Source organism: Geodermatophilus africanus (assembly GCF_900107105.1).
GTDB lineage: Bacteria > Actinomycetota > Actinomycetes > Mycobacteriales > Geodermatophilaceae > Geodermatophilus > Geodermatophilus africanus.
The window spans coordinates 1-20,137 of the sequence record NZ_FNOT01000028.1; the positions used below are offsets into that span (position 1 = coordinate 1).

A 20,137-nucleotide genomic window follows, 5' to 3' on the forward strand; every position below is an offset into this window, starting at 1 on the left:
CTCGGGTGCCTCTGATTGCTGCTGCGAGCGCGTGGGTCTGTGTCCTGGCAGAGGACCCTCCGGACGGCGTCCACCGACCGTCGTCAGGGAGGAAGTGGTCGCGGTGGAGGTGCTGTTCGAGCGGGTCGCCGGGCTGGACATTGGCAAGGAGTCGCTGACCGTCTGCATGCGGATCCCGGGCCCCGGCGGTCGCCGGGTGAGTGAGACCCGGACGGTCAAGACCACCACCCGCGCGCTGGGGGTGATGCGGAACTGGCTGGATGAGCACGGGGTGACGATCGCGGCGATGGAGTCGACCTCGACCTACTGGAAGGCGCCGTTCTACTGCCTGGAAGAGGTCATGGAGGTCTGGCTGCTCAACGCCGCGCACATGAAGGCCGTCCCCGGGCGCAAGACCGACGTCAAGGACGCCGAGTGGATCGCCCAGCTGCTCGAGCACGGCCTGCTGCGCCCGTCGTTCGTGCCGCCGCCGGGGATCCGCCGGCTGCGGATGCTCACCCGCTATCGGGAGCAGCTGATGGGCGACCGCACCCGGGAGGCGACCCGGCTGGAGCTGATGCTGGAGGACGCGTCGATCAAGTTGTCCTCGGTGGCCTCCAGCCTGACCACGGTCTCCGCCCGGGCGATGCTGGCCGCTCTGATCGAGGGAGAGCGCGATCCGCGGGCGTTGGCGCAGCTGGCCAAGGGCCGGATGCGGGTCAAGATCCCCGAGCTGACCGAGGCGCTGACCGGGCACTTCGATGCCAACCACGCCCGGCTGGCCCGCGCCATCCTGGACCGACTGGACCGGGTGGAGGCCGCGCTGGCCGAGCTCGATGCGGTACTGGAGGACGCGTTCGCCCCCTGGGACCGGCAGCTGCAGCTGCTGCAGACCATCCCCGGCGTGGGGCCCCGGGTCGCCCAGGTGATCATCGCCGAGACCGGCGCCGACATGTCCCGCTTCCCCTCGGCGGCGCACCTGGCCGCCTGGGCCGGGGTGGCGCCGGGGGTCTATGAGTCGGCCGGTAAGCGCAGCCCGGCCGGCGCCCGGCACGGCAACAAGTGGCTCAACCACATGCTGGTCGAGGCCGCCGGCTCGGTAGCCCGGATGAAGGGCACCAACTACCTCTCCGCCCAGCACGCCCGGCTCACCGCCCGGCGCGGGATGGGCCGCGCCCAGGTCGCGGTCGCCCACTCCATCCTGGTCTCGGCCTACTACATGCTCCGCGACGACGAGCCCTACCGAGAACTGGGAGCGGACTGGCTGGCCCGGCGCAACGACGAGGCGCACACCCGCCGGCTGGTCGCCCAGCTCGAACGCCTCGGCCACACCGTGGTCCTCGACCCCGTCGCCTGACCAACTGCAGAAGAACTGGAGGACGGGCTGCGCCCGCCCCGCGCTGACGCGCGCCTGCAACTCACCTATTCACGGGTCTGTGACGGCTCGTGATCTTGTAGCTCTGCAGCAGATGCCGGACGGCTGTGACGTCGTCATCGCGGCCGAAGCGGGGGAGCGGTCCGAGTTCCGGTCGCGGTCCTTTGAGACTGCCCAGCACGGTGTCTGGCAACGTGTGAGACAGGTGTCAGGCGACCAGTGCCTGCCGTGGTGCAGCGGCCGGATGCAGGGCGGGGCGTCGCGTCGGAGGGCGGCCACGTCGACGGTCGAGGTCTCGCGGACCTCGACCGCTGGTTGGTCCTCCGCCGCGACTGCGGTGCTGAAGACGCGGGTTGTCGGCGCAGCGCGCCTGAGCCCCAGGACGCACGCACCCGATACGGCGGCTCGTCGACGCCAGGACGGGACGGCCGCTGAACGCACGACAGCGGCAGCCGCGCCGTTCCTCATGTTCCGTGCTACGCCGACCGTTACGTCGCCGAGCTCCGTGGTCGGTCTGCACTCGTTCTCCCGTCGCTGCACTTCATCACGACGAAACGGAAAGCCGGTGGGGCAAGACGTGTGTGGCACATGATCTTGGTCGATCTCTAGTAGCGACCAGGAGCAGGATGGCCCGGTGGAGCAGGGCACCAGGATCGACGTCGAGGCCCCGGTCGAGCAGGTCTGGGAGGTGCTGCGCGAGTTCGAGCGGTGGCCGGAGTGGGCGCCGTCGCTGACCTCGGTGCGATGCCTGGACGACGGGCCGCTCGCCGTCGGGTCCCTGGTTCGGGTGGAGCAGCCCCGGATCCCCCCGACCGAGTACGTGGTGACCGAGCTCGAGCCGAGCCGCTCGTTCACGTGGGTGGCCACCGGCCCGGGTGTGCGCACCACCGCTCGGCACCTGCTCGAGGAACTTGGGACTGGCGGCACGCGTGTGACGCTGGCGGTGGAGCAGGCCGGGCCCGTGGGCGTGGTGATGGGACGGTTCTACCGCCGTCTCACTGATCGCTACTTCACAACTGTCTTTCGCTCCTGGCCTTGATCCCCTCGGCCCCGTCAGGTGCGGTAGGGGCCACGACGACGATTCGCGAGGCGGACAGGCTGGCTTTGACCACCATCGGGTGACGGGGCTACAAGGGACGGCTCGAACGCCTGCCAAAAAGAGTGCCCGGTCACGCCGAACGTAAGCATCACTATTCCCCCTGGCCTCAGTCTTCCCGCTGGCGGATGGAAGCCCGGCGTGTCTTCCTGCGCGGGTGATGCGGCGACGCAGACTCCTCGCGCGGCGAGTGGCGCTCAGGCGTCGCCGGCACGGTGCGGCAGCTGCTGACCGGACAGCCGCCTATTTCAGGCCAACCGAAGGACCGAACACCGTGATCATCGCTGTCGTACTCGTCCTACTCGCCCTCGTCGTACTCGGCGTGGTGCTCTACACCCGGCGCGGTGGTGCTCAAGCGCGCGCCCACCGGCAACGTCAACGCGAGCTCAGCAAGGCCCTAGCGGTCGCCACCAAGACCCACGCGAGCGCCATCAAGGCCACCGAGAAGGAGCTTAAGAGCGTGCGGTCGGCCTATGACAAGAGTGTTCGCGGCGCCGAGCGAACGCTCACCGAGCTGCGCAGTCCCGACGGCCGGCGGCTGGGCCACTACCGCGGCGTTACGCTGCACGAGCTGAGCATCAGCACCCCGCAGGGCAAGAGTTCCCTGATCGGGGCACAGGCCAGCGTCGACACGGCGGGTAATCTGGCGGTGACCCGCCGGGCGACGCTGACACGCACTGTCGCTGGTGGTGTGCTGTTCGGCCCAGTCGGCGCGATCATCGGCGGGGCCGGGTTCAAGAAGGCCAGCAAGCACGACAACCGCGAGCTGTACTTGATGATCGAAACCCCGACCCTGGTGGCGGTCGTGGAGTGCCCGCCGGATCAGGGACTGAAGGCGCGCGCGTTCGCTGCGCAGATCACCACGGCGGCCAAGCAGTCCGAGGCGATCGCCGCCGGCCGGCCGCAGCAGATCGCCGACGCCGAGAGCGCCCTGGAGGCCGCCCGGGCCGACACGGCGGCGCTGACCGCTGTGGAGAGCAAGCTGGCATCGGTATCCGCCGACCCCGCGATGCTCGCCGCCATTGACGCTGCCAAGCAGGCTGTCGACGCGCACATTCAGGCCGCTCCTGTGCGCAAGGCGCTGCCGGCCGCCAGCTGACCGGCAAACATCCGAGTTCATCGCAGACGCGGCGGCCCACCTGGTGTGGGCCGCCGCATCTGTTCGTGTGGGCCGTCGGTGACCGCACAGCCCCTGCGGGTCCAGTCGGAACGAGGCCGGCCCGCGGAGTTCGCGGGTGGGGCAATTGGCCATTGCCTTTCTTCACTCGTCCCTCGTTGACGTCGTCGCGGGGACCGCGCGCCGCGTTCGGCGGATTGGCGGTGGGGTCTGTCTTCGGCCGGACACGGCCCCGGCAAGAGGTGGGGTCCGGCGCGCCGACCCCCACGGTGACAGCTTGCGGCGTCGACGGTCGGCGGTGCGGAAGGCGGTGCCCATGGTCGAACGGACCCACTACGAGCTCCTTGGGGTGTCTCGCGACGCCTCTGCTGAGGAGATCAAACGCGCCTACCGGCGGATGGCGAAGGTGGCGCACCCCGACACCGGCGGGTCGTCGGCGGTGATGGGCATGCTGGCCGACGCGTATCAGGTCTTATCCAACGCTCGGCGCCGGCGAGAGTACGACGACACGCTCGCCATGCCCCCCCGCCCGGATGTCACCGGCCCGAGGCGGCCTGGCCCGACTCGGGAAGGTCCGACCAGCGACCCTCGCTTGTCGGCGGGGCAGACGCGCTCCGCCTGGATCTCACCAGGGGCGGCCTGCCCCCGCCGACCGCGGCCGGGATCGAACCGTGATGCGCAGCCCACGTGCCCGCCTCCAACGGCCGCGAATACTTCACTGCGGGCCCGTCTTGCCCGCGGGGTCGGCGATCAGCTCGCCACCGTGGGGGCGGTCGCGATCCTGCGGACACTGGCCATCGCCACCGGTACGGCGGTGCTGGCGGCGGCGTTGCGGCTGTCCGGCGCGGCGGCCGCCGCCCTTGGCGTCGCCGACGGCACAGACTTTTTCCTGGGCACGTACCGCGTGCTGCCCAGGGGCCCGCAGGACGTGCGCGCGACCGTCGTGCTCGCAGTCATTGGAGGCGGTCTTCTGATCGCGGCGATCGCAGGCTGGCAACGGCGGGTATTCCTGGGGCGGGTGCACCAGGCCGAGATCTGGGCGGTGGCCGCGTGGGCCGCTGCCGTCGCCGGCTCCGGCGAGCTGCTGCTCGCCCGCCCCATCGCGGGGAGCATGGCTGCCGCACTGGCCGCCGGGTACCTCATTTATGTCTGGGTCCGCACCCGGCCGCAGATCCGGGGTTGGAACACCCGGCAGGCACTGTCCTCCTGGCTTCGCCGCCTGTGGTGGCGGGGCCCGTGGCGGCAGCCATGGAACAGAATGCGCCGCGGGCTGCGCCGATGGGGTGGTGACGCCGGCTGAACCGACCGGTTGAGGCGTTGGCGCTCTTGCCACGTTCGGCCATAGGGCGGGTCGGTTCCGCGGCAGCGGCGGCGGACAACTTCGGGCGCCCAACCGCGTGGTCGGGCGCGGCGAGCGCCCTGCCGGAGAGACGGTTGGGTTGTGAAACCACGGCTGGGACTAGTGGTGCAAACCCGCTGATTCAAGGGCCAATCTGGAACAGGTACGTGTGCTTATGGTGCCGGTCACCACAACATAGGGGGGACTCACATGAAGCGCACCACAACGCTCGGCTTGCTCCTCAGCGCCGGCCTGGCTCTGGCCGGCTGCGGAGGCGGCGAACCCAACGCCAGCGGCGCGCCAGCGACGGTCACGCAGACCGTGGAGGCACCTGCGCCTGCACCTGCACCGGCACCGGTGCCCGCCCCCGCCACTCAGACACCAAGCGCAGCGGCGCCGACCATCGACTTCCCCATGCCCAATCTGGTCGGCATGAACTTGCAGGTCGCCCAGAACACTATGCAGGCGAACGGCGTCATGTATTCCGTCTCGCACGATCTGCTGGGCATTCGTAATCAGGTGCAGGACGGCAACTGGCAGGTGTGCGACCAGAACATTCCCGCAGGCCAACAGGTCGTGGGCGACGTCGAAGGCCAGATCGACTTTGGGGTAGTCAAGCTCGAGGAGCGGTGCCCGTGACCGCGGGTCCCGAAGCGAGGACAGGTAGATGGCCAAGACAATCCCGAAGGCCCCGTCCTTCCTCCCGTGGGGGCGGGGCGGGTGGCAGATAGGTAGTCCTCAATAAAGGAGCCGTCAGGTATTCGCCGCGAGCAAGCGCCCTCACAATGCCTCGTGAGCCGCTGCGATAGGCGACACGGGGAGCCGCGGTGATCCAGGTTCCGCCGGTCGAGAAGCGGTTAGCGGGCCCGGCTCCAACAGCGCTCAAGGAGCGACCGCCTCCGGCGGCTGGCGCCGCACATTCATGGTCCAGCCAGGCAGGTGTTCACGCAGAAGATTGAGCCGCCGCGGGGACGTCGTTCCCGCCGCCTAAAGATCATTAATGGCGGAGGTTCCGGACCCTGCTGACGTGCGGCGCGGTGTGCGCTATGCCGAAGCTATGAGGTATCCCGACGGTGGTGGGCTGACCGCCGAGGAGCGTGCCCGGCGGGAGCGGGTGCGGCTGGCGGCGGCCGAGTGGATCGAGGAGGGCGCCAGCGACCGTGAGGTCGCCACCCGGTTCCGGGTGACCCGGATCTCGGCCAATCGTTGGCGGCGAGCGCTGGTCGCCGGCGGCCGGCCGGCGCTGGCCTCCAAGGGTGCCGGCGGGGCCCGCTGCAAGCTCAGCCCCGCCCAGTTGGATGAGCTGCAGGTGCTGCTGGATGCCGGCCCGGCCGCCTGGGGCTGGGCCGATCAGTGCTGGACGCTGCCGCGCATCGCCGAGGTGGTGCGCACCAGGTTCGGCGTGGACTACACCCTGCCCGGGCTGGACCTGCTGCTGCACCGGCTCGGCTGGAGCGTGCAGGTCCCCGCCCGGCAGGCCGCCGAACGAAACGAGGAGCAGATCGCCGCCTGGCGGGAGGAGACCTGGCCGGAGATAGAACGGCGGCGGCGGACCTGGGCGCCTGGCTGGTCTTCGAAGACGAGTCCGGCCAGGGGCTGAGGCCGCCAAAGGGGCGCACCTGGGGCCGCCGCGGGCACACGCCGGTGGTGCGAGTGACCGCACAGAATGCCCCGCGGCTGTCGCTGGCCGCGCTGCTGGCCACCAAGCCCGGGCAGCGACCCCGGCTGATCTACCGCACCCACCGCGGCCGGCGACGCGGAAGCGGGAACGGCGGCCGGCGCAAGGGCTTCACCGAGGCCGACTACGCCGCCCTGCTCGACGCCGCCCACCGGCAGCTCGGCGGCCCGATCGTGCTGGTCTGGGACAACCTCAACACCCACGTCAGCGCGGCGATGGCCGAAATCGTCGCGGCCCGGCCGTGGCTGACGGTGTTCCGGCTGCCGCCGTACGCCCACGAGCTCAACCCGGTGGAGCCGGTGTGGTCGCACCTGAAGCGGTCGCTGGCCAACCTGACCAAGCACAACCTCGCCGAGCTGACCGCGCTGGTGAAGACCCGGCTCAAACGGATGCAGTACCGATCTGCGCTGCTGGCCGGCTTCCTGGCCAGCACAGGGCTCGACTTCGAGCCGTTCTGTAACCCCTGCAGTTAATGATCTTTAGTCACTGGTGGACACAAGGTCCCAGGCTGAGGCTCTTTTGGCTTGCTTCGCTTCGCACAGCGCGACTGCGGCCCCCCGCCGGCATGTCCGGAGGGGGGCCGCAGTCGCATGTCGGTGACGACGGGTTTAGACGATAAGGACGGTCTCCGTCTTCCCACGCACAGGGTCTTCGATCGTCACGCTGCCGCCGTGATATTGCGCCTCCATTACGCGACGCAGTACCTGAACGGCTCGGTTAACGACCGTGGTCTTGTTGAGATGATCATCGGCCTCAACCAACCAGGCCAAGTCCTCGGCCGCCTTCCGGCCTAGCTCGACCACGAGTCGGCGAGGCGCCTCAGGGGCGCGCGAGTCGTCAACGACTCGCGCCGACCTGCCGCTCCGCTCTGCCATTCGGACCTCCACCTGGCTGCATGTTGCAACCGTATATATACCCAGCGTTGCATGGCTGGTGACATCCCACTGTATGCCCCACGTTCGTGGCCTGTCACCGGGTTCCTTCGTCAGGGTGAACTCCCCACCACGCGGGCCCCTTCCCCTGAGCTGGACATCTCCTGCCGTGGCTAGTGGCAGTGAGGGTCCGGACCGGCGTTGACCGCCCGCAGTGTCGAGCATCCCAGTCAGCTCACTGACAGTCAAACGTGTCTGTGGTGTCGGTGCAGGTAACAGACAGCGGACATGTGGGCTACAGTAGCGGGGCGTGAGCACCTGGCTCACGGGCCTCGAGTTACCGCTCGGGGCGATCACCACTGAGGAAGAGGAAATCACCATGACGAAGCAACGTGACTGCGCAACTGCCCCTGGCCCGAGGGCCGCAGGCCGGGGGCAGCGAGCTCAGGGGACGTGCTGAGCGATGTGGCTTGGTCGGGGTTATCGACGCTTGATCGACCCCTGACCTAGAGACCTGCGCGTGGTCCCACGTGAGGGGCGGCAACCTCACACCACGCGCGTTGGAGGACGGAGGAGCTGGTGGAAGCCAGTATTCCGCAGTCCATGTCGGCCGACGAGTCTCAGGAGGAGGGCGCCGAGTACGGCGGCCCGCTGATCGAGGACAAGGCCGAGGTCCGCTGGGTCATCGTGTTCGAGGGCCGGTTCCGGTCCGAGTTCCGAGGCTCTAAGCGGGCGCTGACCATCGTGGTCGGCTTCTTGGGGATCATCGTCGGTGTCCTCGGGTGGCAGGCCAACGGGGCGGCATGTGGGGTGACCGCCATCATGGCGACCCTGGCGCTGGTGACGATCTACATGGTCCTGGGGGAGCGGAGGGGGCGGTCGGCCTAGAGCTCGGCGAACGCCAAACGGACGAATAGAGGCGGACGCGCGGGAAGGGCGCATAACAAGCTTCGGAGGGCCCCTGCCTCATAGGCAGGGGCCCTCCATGCCTCTGGACGATGGGATGTTCTATCCGCGGATGCGCGAGGGCCGGGAGCGGCCAGCGTGCGTGCACCTACCTTCACTGTTGGAGTAGCAGGACATACGTCCTGGCTTCATGGGACTGCCCCCGGTTCGGTTGATTCCTTGTCTGTGAGGCCTCTGCCTCGCTGGAAGGATCAGCATCGTGCCCAAGCCGTTTCCGGCGGAGTTCCGTCGTGACGTCATCGCCGTGGCCCGCAGGGGCGAGGCCTCGGTCGCCCAGGTGGCCCGGGACTTCGGGATCTCGGAGTCCTGTCTGCAGCGCTGGCTGAAGATCGCCGACCGGGAGGACGGCCTGGCCCCACCGGCCGCGTCGGGCGACCGCGGCGGTGGGGGCAAGGACGACTCCGCGGAGCTGCGGGAGTTGCGTCGGCGGAACAAGCTGCTGGAGCAGGAGAACGAGATCCTGCGGCGGGCGACGGCCTACTTCGCCCGCGACGTGCTCCCAAAATGATCTACCCGCTGGTCCGTGAACTCGCCGCCGAGAACATCCCCGTCGCGGTGACCTGCCGGGTGCTGGGCTTCTCTCCGCAGGCCTTCTACAAGTGGTGCGCCAACCCGGTCAGTCAGCGCGACTGGGACGACGCGCACCTGATCAACGCCGCACTGGACATCCACGCCGACGACCCCGCCTTCGGCTATCGGTTCATCGCCGATGAGTTGCGCGAGCGCGGGCTGGCCGTGGGCGAGAACCGGGTCGCGCGGCTGTGCTCGCAGCAGCGGATCTGGTCGATCTTCGCGAAGAAGCCGGGCCTGAACCGGAAGGCCGGCCCGCCGGTGCACGACGACCTGGTCGACCGCAACTTCACCGCGACCGCACCGAATGTCACCTGGCTGACCGACATCACCGAGCACCCCACCGGCGAGGGCAAGCTCTACCTCTGCGCGATCAAGGACGTCTACTCCGGCCGGATCGTCGGCTACTCCATCGACTCGCGCATGAAGGCCTCGCTGGCCGTCACCGCGCTGCGCAACGCCATCATTCGGCGTGACCCGATCGGCACTGTGGTGCACTCCGACCGCGGCAGTCAATTTCGCTCGCACGCCTTCGTCCGGACCCTGGCCACCAACGGCCTGATCGGCTCGATGGGCCGAGTCGGGGCCTGCGGCGACAACGCCGCGATGGAGTCCTTCTTCGCGCTGCTGCAGAGGAACGTCTTGGACCGGCAGCGCTGGGCCACCCGGGAGGAACTCCGGCTGGCGATCATCACCTGGATCGAACGCACCTACCACCGTCGCCGCCGGCAACGCCGACTGGGCCGCCTCACCCCGGTCGAGTACGAGACACTCACCCACGCCGCAGCAGCGGCCTGACCACCCCACCCGACGAGTCAACTGAAGTCGGGGCAGTCCCCATCTTCGACCTATGGGATCCGCTGCGGGACGTGGCGGTGATCCAGACGTAGGCGAATGGCGTCCAAGCTGACCGCTCGCGCGTGCTCGCGCAGTGTCTCGCGCAAGGCCGCCGAGGGGTCGATCGCGACCACCTCTACGGCGTCGCGCTATGCCGGCCTGGCTCCGCGCCGGAAGCCAGACGCCGGCGGAGTCGCGGCCGTCGACCACGCCGAGGACGCGGCCGGTGTCGGCGTCGACGAGGGTGGCAGCCCACTCGGCACCGATGCTCGAGTCTGGAGCCGAACGGGCACCCTCGTGGCCATCCGGTTCCGGCGAACTTTTCGGCGTTTTGCCAGGTCGACGTCGCTGGTGCGCCCGGACAGGGAGTCACACGCGCCGCACCTGCCCCAGCCTTCCCCGGCTGCGTGTTCCGGCCGCGGAGCGCCCGGCGCGCGTGCAGCATCCGTCTCCAACCTTCTGGTCGTAGCCAGCGGGCGACGTGAGGACGGAGCAGGATGCGGAACAAGCGGATGGCTGCGGTCATCGCCGGAGCAATGGCCCTGTTGGCCATCCCGGTGGGTGCCGCAGCGCAGGTCTCGACGACAGCCACGGCGACCTTCTCCGGCGCTGTGCCGGAACGTGACGGTGCCGCTGAGGTGTATTGCGGCGGCGCCGGCCCGACATTGTGCCCGAGCGGCGCCGCCGCCGAGGTCAGTTGGGGGATCGGCGGCAGCGGGCGGCGCAGCAGCCTCAGCTTCACCCCGACCGGTACAACCGGGCTTGGCCAGGTCTCCCTGGGGACGCTGAAACACAACAACACCGTCGTCGGGTTGTTCAACGGCATCACCGCCGTCAATCTGCATTTGAACACCACGGTGCGGGACGGCGACCGGTCGGTTGAGTTCTCCGCCGCGCTGCCGATAGAACTCGGCGTCCACGAGGTCCCCGACGATCTCCGCCCCTGTCCCTACGACACGGTCGACGGGAAGTGTGCCGACGCGGTCAGCCTCCTGCAGCCCCACAGATCGTTCGCCTTCCCGGTGGGCAACGTCACCTACGTCCTGGAGATTGTCGAGTTCCTCCGGCGCGACGGCAGCAGGGCTTGGAACACCGTCAGCCCGGAGGGCGGCTCAACCGAGGTGCAGCTGATGGCCCAGCTCACCAAGACCCCGCGGCTGGACGCCGACGCCGGCCCCGATCAGACCGTCGACGAGGGGAGCTCGGTCACCCTCGACGGCTCCGGCAGCCGGTATGCCGACCTCACCTACGCCTGGCGTCAGGTGTCCGGGCCCGCCGTGACGTTGGACGACCCGACCGCAGTCCGTCCGACGTTCCCCGTGGGCATGTTCACCGAGGACCAGACGCTGGGGTTCGAGCTGACCGTCCGGGACCGGCTCGAACCCGGATACGTCGATCGGGACACGGTCCAGGTGGCGGTGCGCGACCTCAACGACCCGCCGACCGCCACGGCCGACACGGGCGGGGACGGCTACGAGGTGCCCGAGGGCGGGCAGGTTCCGCTCGCCGGCAGCGTCACCGATCCCGACGGCAACATCGCCACGGTGAGGTGGGACTTCGACGGCGACGGGCAGTTCGACGACGGCACCGGCGAAACCCCGGTCTTCTCCGCGGTCGGCCTGGACGGACTCGACGACGTCACCGTGCGGCTGCGCGGATGCGACACCTTCGGCGTCTGCGCCGAGGACGAGGCCCAGGTCCGCATCCTAAACGTGGCCCCCACGGTCCACCTGGGCGACGACCTTGAGGTCTACCGCAACGACGTGGTGGCTCTCAGCGGCAGCTTCGACGACCCCGCCGGCGCGCTGGACGACCCCTACACCGCGGACTGGAGCGGCGACGCGCCCCTGACGCAGACGACCGCGGATGCCGCGTACGGCGTGCCGGTGGAGCGCGAGCTGGCCTATCCCCTCGAGGGCACCTACGAGGTCGACCTCGAGGTGACCGACAAGGACGGCGGCTCCGGGCGTGACAATCTGACCGTCACCGTGCTCAACCGGGCCCCCAGCTGTGCGGCCGCCAGCCCGACCGTCGCCGGCCTGTGGTCGCCCAACCACAAGCCGGTTTCTGTCGGCATCACCGGGCTGACCGACGCCGAGGGCGACGCGCTCACCGTCGTCGTGACCGGCATCCGGCAGGACGAGCCGGTCCGCGAGCCCGGCTCAGGCCGCACGGCGCCGGACGCCTCTGGGATCGGGACGTCCACGGCACTGCTGCTGGCCGAGCGGGCCGGCGGCGGGGACGGCCGCGTCTACCACGTGGCCTACTCCGTGACCGACGGGCACGGAGGCCAGTGCGCCGGCACCGTTGCGGTCGGGGTTCCCCACGACCAGCGCGGGTCGGCCCCAGTGGACCAGGGTGCGCTGTACGACTCGACCACTACGGGCTGAGCCAGACGTCGAGCTGGTGTGCGGGTGCTCGTTCGTGCACCCGCACACCACCTCGACGTCCAGCCCACCGGCGTCATGCGCCGGTCGGCCGCTCACTTGGGCCGATGAGTTCTGTGGCCGCCGTCGGTTGGGCCCGGGAGAACGGCCCCCAACTTCTATCTATCCGGTCGTCCGCGGGCTCGCCGCAGACGGGGGGTGCCCGTCGAACGGCCGGCCGGTTCCTGCAGGTGTCACTGGCCTGCCTGCAGGTCGGTGCGGAAGGTGGTGATGAGTTGAGTCGTCAGCGTCTGCCGGGTGAACCGCCCCGGGTTTGATGGAGTGTCCCCAATTCGCCGGGATGGCTGGGGAGCCCAGCGCGATCCCGCGGCGCTGGCACGCGTCGGCACGGAGCTGTTCTCAGACCTGAGCAGTCCTCGCCGACTTGTGTAGTTGGTTCACCATCGGGCTGCGCGTCCCGCTGCCCGACGTGGTGGCGATGCAAACCCGCCAGCCCAACCTGGAGGGCGCCGGGAGATCCCGCTGCGCCGGCTGGTGAAGGAGGCGCTGCGGATGCGGCCCTCCCGCATCGTCGTCGGCGAGGTGCGGCAGGAGGAGTGCCTCGACCTGCTCATCGCGTTGAACTCGGGGCTCCCTGGTCTACCTAACTGCGGTAGATCGGGTCGTCAGAAGGTGCGATCGAACGTCTCTTCCACGACCAACAGGAGGGAGCCAGGCGGGGCCAGCTCAGCGAAGTTGGTCGCCGCCGCTTGACCCTCAGGGCTGCTCATCCCGGCCTGCACCGCATCGACGTCGTCAAAGACCAGCTCGCCGACGAGGTAAAAGGGCGACTCGGAACCGTCCGCAGTCCCATGGACCTTGGCGGCCCGTTGCGCACGAAGTCCCGGTATCGCAGCTGCCAGCGGCAGGTGGTCCTCGGCGTAACGCCGCTCCCATCCCGCAGGATCCGCTGGCTGGCCGTACAAACCCACCACCTTGACTGTCATGCGGTGACGGTAGTGAGCAGCGGGCCAGCCGCGGAAGCGTCGACCGAGCGCGCCTCGCCCTACCAATAATCAACGCCGAGCCTGCGCCAGATCGTCATAAGGCCAGCCTGCCGGGCATGTGCACGCTGCACGCCGACAGCGCCCGTGAGGCGGTCACGAAGATGTGCACCGTGCCGCTGCTGGCCGGCGAGAACATCGGCCACCCAACACTGTGGCACTGCCTAGACGGGGAGGAAGACTGTCCCGTACCGGGTTCAGTGGAGGCTCGGAACTGACGCGGCGACGGTAGTCGCCGCGGGGTTGTGCCGGTAGAAGTCGTCCTCGTGCTCGGCCGGTGGGATCAGGCCGATCTCGCCGTGCAGGCGCCGGTGGTTGAACCAGTCGATGTACTCGGCGACGGCGATTTCGAGTTCGTCGATGCTTCTCCACGGCCCGCGGTTGCGGACCAGCTCGGCCTTGAACAGCGAGTTGAACGCCTCGGCCAGGGCGTTGTCATAGCTGTCGCCGGTGGAGCCGACGGAGGCCACGGCGCCGGCCTCGGCGAGGCGCTGGGTGTACCGCACGGCGACGTATTGCACGCCCTTGTCCGAGTGGTGAATCAGGCCGCCGACGTCGCGCCCGACCCGCCGACGGGTCCAGATGCCCATCTCCAGGGCGTCCAGTGCCAGGTCGGTGCGCAAGGACTTCGACAGCTGCCAGCCGACCACCCGGCGGGAGTAGACGTCGATGACGAAGGCGGCATAGACCCAGCCGGCGAACGTGCGGCAGTAGGTGATGTCGGCAACCCATAGCTGGTCTGGACCGGTCGCGGTGAACGCGCGCTCGACCAGATCCGGGCGCAGATCAGGACCCGATCCCGGGACCGTGGTCCGCGGCCCCTTCGCCCGGCTCAGGCCCTGCAGGCCGGCCGTGCGCATCAGACGCTGCACGGTGCAGCGAGCTACCTGATGGCCTTGCCGATGCAGCTGCGCATGGATCTTCCGGGCGCCGTAGACACCGAAGTTCTCGGCATGCACCTTCTCGATCACCGCAGTGGTCGCCGCATCCGTCACCGACCGCGCCGAGGGCCGTCTGGTCTTGGCCGCGTAGTAGGTGCTCGGGGCGACCTGCAACTGTTCGCAGATCGGCTCGACCCCGTGTTCCTCCCGATGCGCGTCGATGAACTCGACGATCACCGCTGTGGGCGGTCGAGCTCCGCCGCGAAGAAAGCCGACGCGCTCTTCAGGATCGCGTTCGCCCGACGCAGCTCGCGGTTCTCCCGCTCGAGCTCGGCCAACCGGGTGGCGTCATCGGTCGTGGTGCCGGGCCGGTGTCCCTCGTCGATCTCGGCCTGGATGACCCAGTTGCGCAGCGTCTCGGGATTGATGCCCAGCTGCTCGCCGATCCGCTTCAACGCCCCGGTCCGGGTCGCCGGGTCACGCCGGGCGTCGACCGCCAGCCGCACCGCCCGCTCCCGCAGCTCGTCCGGGTACTTCCTCGGTGCCGCCATGACTCTCATCCTCACGTGGATTGAGAGCCTCCATCAGACCCGGTACGGGACACTTCCGTGGCCAGGTGTACCGATGCCTGGGCCGGCGGGCCGATGAGCTGTTCGAGCTGACCGACGCGCTGTTGTGCGCCGAGGGACCGGTGCAGTCTCTGGTCGGGCTGTGCCTGGTTCCGGAGCATCGCCGCGGGCACGGCGCCCTCTACGACGCTCTGACCAGCGGAGAGGTGCATGCCGACCGGCTGCGCGCGGAGCTGGCGGCGCTGCCGGTGCCGCGGATGTTCGGCGGGCGGATCGTGCTGGCCGTCGACGGGTCGCCGTGGTTGCGGCCGGACGCGCCGATCTGCCCGGATCGGCTGTTCTGCCACGTCTACGGGCGGGGCCGTGGCCGGAACGCCGATCAGCGGATCCCGGGCTGGCCCTACCAGGTGGTGGCCGCGCTGGAGAGCGGGCCGACCAGCTGGACCGCGGTGCTGGATGTGGTGCGGCTTCACCCGGCCGATGACGCGACCGTGGCCACCGCCGCCCAGCTGCGCGCGGTCGTGGGCCGGCTGCGGGCGGCCGGCTACTGGCGTTCCGGTGACCCGCCGATCATGGTGGTGCTCGACGCCGGGTACGACGTGATCCAGCTGGCGTTCGTCCTGGCCGACCTACCGGTGCACCTGGTCGGGCGGATTCGCGCCGACCGGGTGCTGCTCGCCGCCACCCCGCCCCGGCCGGTGGAGGGGCCGGGACCGATGGGCCGGCCGCGCCGGCACGGGGCGGTGATGATGCTGGCCGATTCGGACAGCTGGCCGGCCCCGACCGCGCAGACGCGAAAGGCCACCGCCCGCTACGGCAAGGCCGAAGCCACCAGCTGGGGTCGGATGCACCCCCGGCTGGCCCACCGCGGCTCCTGGGCCGACCACCCCGGCACCCTGCCGATCGTCGAGGGCACCCTCATCCGGCTGGCCGTCGAGCACCTGCCCGGTCAGCGGGAGGCCAAGCCGATCTGGCTGTGGTCCTCGGCTCCCGCGGACGCCGAGGACGAGGTGACCCGGTGCTGGCAGGCCTATCTGCGCCGCTTCGACCTGGAGCACACCTTCCGACTGTTCAAGCAGACGATGGGCTGGACCGCCCCGAAGATCCGCTCACCGGCCGCGGCCGACCGCTGGACCTGGCTGGTCATCGCCGCCCACACCCAGCTACGCCTGGCCCGCCATCTGGCCGCCGACCTGCGCCGGCCCTGAGAAAGACCCCTGCCTCCCGAGCGGCTGACCCCGGCCCGGGTCCGACGCGGGTTTCGCCACCTCCGCGCGGAGATCACCCTGCCCGCCCGTGCACCGAAACCGAGCCATTCCGGGCCCGGACGTCCACCGGGGAGCCGGAACCGACATCGCGCCACCCGCTACGACGTCGGCAAGACCGTCTCGCGAGCCACCGCCGAGCAAGGCAGGAGTTGAACGACAAGCTCAGAGAAGGGCCACGCGATGGCCCAGGGCACACCAAAGCCTCGATCAATCCCGGGGCGGTTCACGGTGTCCGAGGTGGCCTTCGACCTGGAGATCAGCGACCAGACGATCTACTCCTGGCTGCGGGCAGGACCGGATCGACCGGGGCCTTGCGCCGGGCCTCACGACGCCCGAGCGGGCGGAGCTTCGTGCCGCCCAGCGCAGGATCGCCCGCTCCGCCTCCTGGCTCTCCCGCAGGCGTGATGATCAGCGGATGCGCCAGGCGCTGTCACACCCCGCTGATCCAACCTCCTTGAGGGCAGAGAAGGGGCGTGGCTGACGCGGGCAGGCTCGGCGATGGTCACCCGACCGAGCTGCCTTGGACGGCTCGAATGCGACTGCGCGCGCACGCTGTTGGAGTGTCCGGGCAGCCGCGCCGGCGTGGCTTCAATGGTCACGATGGTGTCAGCCGCTGCCGCCCGTCGGCGGCTCAGGCTGAACTGTGGTCGGGGGGCTCTGGGCGGTCACGCCCTCGGCGGTCTTGGCGGCCTCGGCCGCTGCTTCGGAGACGAGCTGGCCCCATTGGCCGATTTCGCTGGTGAAGATCTTCTCCACGCGGTCGACGTCGTGTTCGAGGTGTGCGTCGAGCAGGCGGGTGGTCCAGTCGATCTCCGCTTCGGCGAGGTTGCGGGCGGCGTCGGTGTACAGCTTCGTCAGCCGCGGGAACCCGATCAGGGCCTCGAAGCCGGTGACGGCGACGGCCAGGGCCCCCAGCACGGCCGCGGTGACGGCCAGCGCGCCGCGGATGGTGGGATCGGTGAACTGCCCGGCGACGCTGGCAAGGGCTGCGAGGACGAGAAGCGCGTTGCGGACGAGGACGGTCTGCCGATGCGCCGCCTCGTACTCCTTGCGGCGGTCGTCGTAGTACTTCTTCTGGTCCTCGATTCGGAGCGCGTGATACAGGGCCTGGAATTCCCTGTCCGGATCGGTCATGTGGGCTCCTTGCCGAATTGGATCGCGACGACGGCGCGCTGCAGGTTGGCCTCCCGGTCGGCGCCGGCGTAGGGCCCGGTTCGGGACAGGAAGCGGAAGTGCAGGGCGCGGAGCCGTTCGGCCTTGACCCGCTCGTTCAGGTAGTCCTTGAGGTCGTCGAGTTCGCGGGTGGCCCGGCCGGTCGCCGCGAGGAGGACCCCGAGCACGGCCAGGAGCAGGCCTGGCCAGCGCTGATCGGTGAAGAGGGCCTGCAGTCCGCCGAGGCCGGTGAGGGCCGCGGAGCCGAGCAGGATGAGTACCTGTTGCCGCCGGTAGCGGTTCTGGTGCCGGAGCGCGGCCAGGTCCGCCTCGGTGAACGCCGGCGCCACTTCCCGGTCGAGCACCTGGAAGTCCGGGGCCAGTGACGGATAGGGCGCCCGCCTGTCGGCGGGGATGACCGGCCAGGACGCTGCCGGGGCACGCAGCTTCGGGAACCGGACGAGCATCAGCGGTCGCATCGCACCTCCAGTGATGAGCGCCCCTGCCCTGCGTCACCCGAGAGACCACCCGATTGTTCGGCAGGGCGGGGCCGCGGCAGCATGTCGGGTACGCGACGACAACAGGTCATGCGTGGTTACCGGAGGACGACCGCGTCAGCACCGCCTGCAGCGTCCGTGCGAGCAGCTCGGGGTCGCCGACGTCGATGATGCGGGTCAGCGGGGAGGCGGCGAGCCGCACGGCGCGGGGATCGGCTGTCTTACCTGCAGCCGCCGCGGCCACGGCGTCGGCGGTGCGCCCCGTTCCGGCCAGCACAAGGACCGGCCGGCCGCCGGCCAGGCTCCGCTCGACGTCGGCGTAGGTGATCTCGCCGCCGTTGACGACCAGCGTCGCGGACGGCTTCCCACCGGCGATCGCGGAGACGACAGCGGCCAGCCAGGGCGACTCGTCACCCCAGGAGTCCCCGGGCACGAGGATCACGTGCGTGTGGTGCGGCTCGAGCTCTGCCGTGTCCCCGCCCTTCGGCTGCGCACCGCTCGCCGCGGCGACCGTTCCCTCGGCGGCTACCCCCACGAGCGGAAAGCTGGCACCGCTGGCCGAACGGACCTGGCCGATGAGACGCATGATCCCCGCATCGGTCCCGCCGTCGACCACGGCCCCTCCACAGCCGTCGACAACCGGGATGACGGCTGAGCGAAAGACCTCGTCCACGAGCTGGAGGTGAATCCCGTCCATTCCGGCCGCGCCACCGACGAGCGCAAGCACCGGCCGGCCCCGCAAGATGCCTAACCGGTCTAGCGTCGTCGGCAGCCCCGCGACCGCGTCAACTCGTCCGAGCGAGGCGCCTGGCCCAGCTGCTGCCTGGCCGCTCATCGCAGCCTCCACGCAGACCCGGTCATGCCGCCTCCCTCCTGCGGTGGTCCTCGCTCGAGGCGGCCGCCGCGCGCAGAGTATCGGCGGGCAACTCGACTTCGGGGGGACCTGTGGTTCGGGCCCACCTCGGGCCCCCTCTCCGCCGCCCGGCGCAGAGGCGCGGCTACCGTGGTGTCACCGTCGGCCGTCAGGAGGATCCTCCTGAGGAGCTGTTCTCGGGGGACGGGGGGTCGACGTGATCCGAATCTTCGTGAGCCACGCGCATGCCGACGCCCCTCTCGCACGGGCATTGGACGCCCTGATCACGACCGTCTTCGACGAGGTCGAGGTCGACTACTCCTCCGACGTGTCCGCAGGTGGAGGGATCGAGGCGGGAACCGACTGGCAGCGGTGGATCCTCGACAAGCTGCGCTCCTGCGACATGGCCGTGGTCGTGCTGACTCCTGAATCGCTGTCCCGGCCGTGGTTGATGTGGGAGTCGGGTGCCGTCAATGGCATCGCGCTGGCGCTTGAGCAGCAGCCTCAGATCGTGCCGCTGCTGTTCCGGGTCAATCGGGAGGACGTGGCCGGTCCGCTGAGCCATCTGCAGGCCGAGCTGGGGGAGTCCGAGGACGGAGTGCGCCGGGTCGCGCAGGCGGTGTGGCGGCGCCGGGGGCAGAAACCGGCAGCGGACAAGCTTGAGGTCCGGTTGACCCTCGCCCTCAAGACCTACCTCGACGGTGTCCGGGAGGCGCTGGCGGACCGTCCGCAGTCTCTCGACGAGGGCGGCGTCCAGGAGTGGTGCGATCGGCTGGATGCCCTGCGGCGGGCCGGGCGGCATGCCGAGGTGGTGCACGTGCACCGGGCACTGTTGCTGGCCCTTGGCCGCGAGACCGGTGACGCCGAGCGCGTGCCCCTGGACGTGCGGCTGCACCGCCGGCTGGGCGAGCTCTATCTGGACGCCAAACGCGGGCGGAACGCCGCCGCCCAGTTCGAGCTGGCGCTGCGCCTGTTCCCCCGGGACATCTTCCTGCTGCACAAGCTGGCGCTGGCCCAGCTCCAAGACGGCGACCGCGGACGATCGCTGGCCACGCTGAACAGCATCGAGGCCATCGACCCGACGGCGCCACGGGAGAATCCGGAGATCGCCGGTCTCAAGGGTCGCCTGTACCGGGAGCGGTGGCGGGCGACGTCGGACGAGGGCGACCTGCGCACGGCACGGGACGCCTATCAGGCCGCGCTGGAGCATTCGACCGACTCGTACTACATGGCGGGCAATGTGGGGGAGCTGAGCCTCGCCCTGGGCGACCGCGAGGCCGCCGAGGCGGCGTACGAGACGGCGGTGGCCGCCATCCGGCGCTCCGGGGAGCGCACGTGGTGGAGCCTGGCGAGTCTCGCCAGCGCCGCAATCGTCCGCGGCGACGAGGCGGAGGCACTGTCGCTGCTCGGTGAGGCTGGCGCCCTGGGACCGTCCCCCCGCGATGTCGAGTCGATCCGACTCGGGCTCCAGCGGCTGCAGACCTACCTCGGCCTGCCCACCGATGTCGCGGCTGGCTGGCTCGGAGCACTCGCCGGCGGCCGCCCGGCCTCAATTGATGCGGACTAGATTGAATTGGGATTGCTAAACTTACAGGCTTCATCAGTGAGGTGACTAACCAAGTTTGACGTCTTGATTGGTGTCGTTGCTGGTCGCGGCC

General features: G+C 69.9%; 18 protein-coding genes, 1 pseudogene and 1 other annotated feature. Of the genes and pseudogenes, 14 read left to right on the forward strand and 5 right to left on the reverse strand.

The features are described from left to right. Positions 1-103 precede the first annotated feature (103 nt). The 12 genes and pseudogenes from BLW63_RS24690 to BLW63_RS28315 all read left to right on the forward strand — a co-directional run bounded on the left by BLW63_RS24690 (position 104) and on the right by BLW63_RS28315 (position 12,969). Positions 104-1,336 carry an IS110 family RNA-guided transposase gene (locus BLW63_RS24690; RefSeq protein ID WP_091161966.1) on the forward strand — a complete coding sequence of 411 codons (1,233 nt, stop codon included), beginning with the start codon at positions 104-106 and terminating at the stop codon, positions 1,334-1,336. 652 nt (positions 1,337-1,988) lie between these two features. Continuing rightward, complete coding sequence (locus BLW63_RS24695; protein WP_091162138.1) at positions 1,989-2,393, forward strand: SRPBCC family protein; 405 nt, start codon at positions 1,989-1,991, stop codon at positions 2,391-2,393. A gap of 331 nt (positions 2,394-2,724) precedes the next feature. Beyond that, complete coding sequence (locus BLW63_RS24700; RefSeq protein WP_091162139.1) at positions 2,725-3,549, forward strand: hypothetical protein; 825 nt, start codon at positions 2,725-2,727, stop codon at positions 3,547-3,549. A 334-nt stretch (positions 3,550-3,883) separates the two neighbouring features. Beyond that, a pseudogene (locus tag BLW63_RS29135) lies at positions 3,884-4,060 on the forward strand (J domain-containing protein); the annotation flags it as partial. A gap of 270 nt (positions 4,061-4,330) precedes the next feature. After that, positions 4,331-4,867, forward strand: coding sequence for a hypothetical protein (locus BLW63_RS28310; RefSeq protein WP_170856961.1), 537 nt, complete (start codon positions 4,331-4,333; stop codon positions 4,865-4,867). Positions 4,868-5,116: 249 nt separating this feature from the next. Next, positions 5,117-5,545, forward strand: a complete 429-nt coding sequence (locus BLW63_RS27160) for a PASTA domain-containing protein (protein WP_091162141.1) — start codon at positions 5,117-5,119, stop codon at positions 5,543-5,545. Between the two features lie 418 nt (positions 5,546-5,963). Then, complete coding sequence (locus BLW63_RS24715; RefSeq protein WP_091162143.1) at positions 5,964-6,506, forward strand: winged helix-turn-helix domain-containing protein; 543 nt, start codon at positions 5,964-5,966, stop codon at positions 6,504-6,506. A 53-nt stretch (positions 6,507-6,559) separates the two neighbouring features. Further along, positions 6,560-7,057, forward strand: coding sequence for a transposase (locus tag BLW63_RS24720; RefSeq protein WP_211517289.1), 498 nt, complete (start codon positions 6,560-6,562; stop codon positions 7,055-7,057). A 1,002-nt stretch (positions 7,058-8,059) separates the two neighbouring features. Beyond that, entirely contained in the window at positions 8,060-8,344 is a 285-nt protein-coding gene (locus tag BLW63_RS24730) for a hypothetical protein (protein ID WP_139263787.1), read from the forward strand. Positions 8,345-8,621: 277 nt separating this feature from the next. After that, positions 8,622-9,790, forward strand: a protein-coding gene (locus BLW63_RS24735; RefSeq protein WP_091162149.1) for an IS3 family transposase whose coding sequence is annotated in 2 segments (ribosomal slippage) — positions 8,622-8,919 and positions 8,919-9,790 — 1,170 coding nt in all. Because the reading frame shifts where the segments join, the coding sequence is not laid out codon by codon here. 536 nt (positions 9,791-10,326) lie between these two features. After that, positions 10,327-12,219 (forward strand): PKD domain-containing protein, encoded by a 1,893-nt coding sequence (locus BLW63_RS24740; RefSeq protein ID WP_139263789.1) that lies wholly within the window; start codon positions 10,327-10,329, stop codon positions 12,217-12,219. 549 nt (positions 12,220-12,768) lie between these two features. Beyond that, positions 12,769-12,969 (forward strand): hypothetical protein, encoded by a 201-nt coding sequence (locus tag BLW63_RS28315; protein ID WP_244522794.1) that lies wholly within the window; start codon positions 12,769-12,771, stop codon positions 12,967-12,969. Here the strand turns inward: BLW63_RS28315 and BLW63_RS24750 are convergent. Beyond that, on the reverse strand, positions 12,882-13,202 hold the full coding sequence (locus BLW63_RS24750) for an EthD family reductase (protein WP_091162153.1): 321 nt from the start codon (positions 13,200-13,202) through the stop codon (positions 12,882-12,884). The two genes, BLW63_RS28315 and BLW63_RS24750, sit on opposite strands and share 88 nt — an antisense overlap. A gap of 254 nt (positions 13,203-13,456) precedes the next feature. After that, positions 13,457-14,691 (reverse strand): IS3 family transposase gene (locus BLW63_RS24760; protein WP_244522791.1). Its coding sequence is split into 2 segments (ribosomal slippage): positions 13,457-14,412 and positions 14,412-14,691, totalling 1,236 coding nucleotides; the frame shifts between segments, so codons are not numbered across the junction. After that, positions 14,300-14,413, reverse strand: a sequence feature (AL1L pseudoknot). (Overlaps the previous gene by 114 nt.) Positions 14,692-14,711: 20 nt before the next feature. Between BLW63_RS24760 and BLW63_RS24765 the strand changes: the two genes are divergently transcribed. Beyond that, the gene (locus tag BLW63_RS24765) at positions 14,712-15,917 is read left to right on the forward strand and encodes an NF041680 family putative transposase (RefSeq protein WP_342028722.1); all 1,206 of its coding nucleotides are present in this window, start codon (positions 14,712-14,714) and stop codon (positions 15,915-15,917) included. A gap of 666 nt (positions 15,918-16,583) precedes the next feature. Here BLW63_RS24765 and BLW63_RS24770 read toward each other — a convergent pair. The 3 genes from BLW63_RS24770 to BLW63_RS24780 form a co-directional block, all read right to left on the reverse strand. Further along, the gene (locus BLW63_RS24770; RefSeq protein WP_091162155.1) at positions 16,584-17,111 is read right to left on the reverse strand and encodes an SLATT domain-containing protein; all 528 of its coding nucleotides are present in this window, start codon (positions 17,109-17,111) and stop codon (positions 16,584-16,586) included. After that, positions 17,108-17,608, reverse strand: a complete 501-nt coding sequence (locus BLW63_RS24775; RefSeq protein WP_091162157.1) for a DUF4231 domain-containing protein — start codon at positions 17,606-17,608, stop codon at positions 17,108-17,110. Before BLW63_RS24775 ends, BLW63_RS24770 begins: the two co-directional genes overlap by 4 nt. Before the next feature lie 106 nt (positions 17,609-17,714). Continuing rightward, the gene (locus BLW63_RS24780; RefSeq protein ID WP_139263791.1) at positions 17,715-18,461 is read right to left on the reverse strand and encodes a hypothetical protein; all 747 of its coding nucleotides are present in this window, start codon (positions 18,459-18,461) and stop codon (positions 17,715-17,717) included. A gap of 235 nt (positions 18,462-18,696) precedes the next feature. On the opposite strand from BLW63_RS24780, the gene BLW63_RS24785 reads away from it, so the two are divergent. Then, positions 18,697-20,046 (forward strand): toll/interleukin-1 receptor domain-containing protein, encoded by a 1,350-nt coding sequence (locus BLW63_RS24785; protein WP_091162163.1) that lies wholly within the window; start codon positions 18,697-18,699, stop codon positions 20,044-20,046. The last annotated feature ends 91 nt before the right edge of the window (positions 20,047-20,137 follow it).

Bases quoted from the DNA above. Each gene is read 5' to 3' on its own strand.
- BLW63_RS27160 (WP_091162141.1), top strand. From the start codon at position 5,117: ATGAAGCGCACCACAACGCTCGGCTTGCTCCTCAGCGCCGGCCTGGCT.
- BLW63_RS24715 (WP_091162143.1), top strand. From the start codon at position 5,964: ATGAGGTATCCCGACGGTGGTGGGCTGACCGCCGAGGAGCGTGCCCGG.
- BLW63_RS24730 (WP_139263787.1), top strand. From the start codon at position 8,060: ATGTCGGCCGACGAGTCTCAGGAGGAGGGCGCCGAGTACGGCGGCCCG.
- BLW63_RS24740 (WP_139263789.1), top strand. From the start codon at position 10,327: ATGCGGAACAAGCGGATGGCTGCGGTCATCGCCGGAGCAATGGCCCTG.
- BLW63_RS28315 (WP_244522794.1), top strand. From the start codon at position 12,769: ATGCGGCCCTCCCGCATCGTCGTCGGCGAGGTGCGGCAGGAGGAGTGC.
- BLW63_RS24750 (WP_091162153.1), bottom strand. From the start codon at position 13,202: ATGACAGTCAAGGTGGTGGGTTTGTACGGCCAGCCAGCGGATCCTGCG.
- BLW63_RS24770 (WP_091162155.1), bottom strand. From the start codon at position 17,111: ATGACCGATCCGGACAGGGAATTCCAGGCCCTGTATCACGCGCTCCGA.
- BLW63_RS24775 (WP_091162157.1), bottom strand. From the start codon at position 17,608: ATGCGACCGCTGATGCTCGTCCGGTTCCCGAAGCTGCGTGCCCCGGCA.
- BLW63_RS24780 (WP_139263791.1), bottom strand. From the start codon at position 18,461: ATGAGCGGCCAGGCAGCAGCTGGGCCAGGCGCCTCGCTCGGACGAGTT.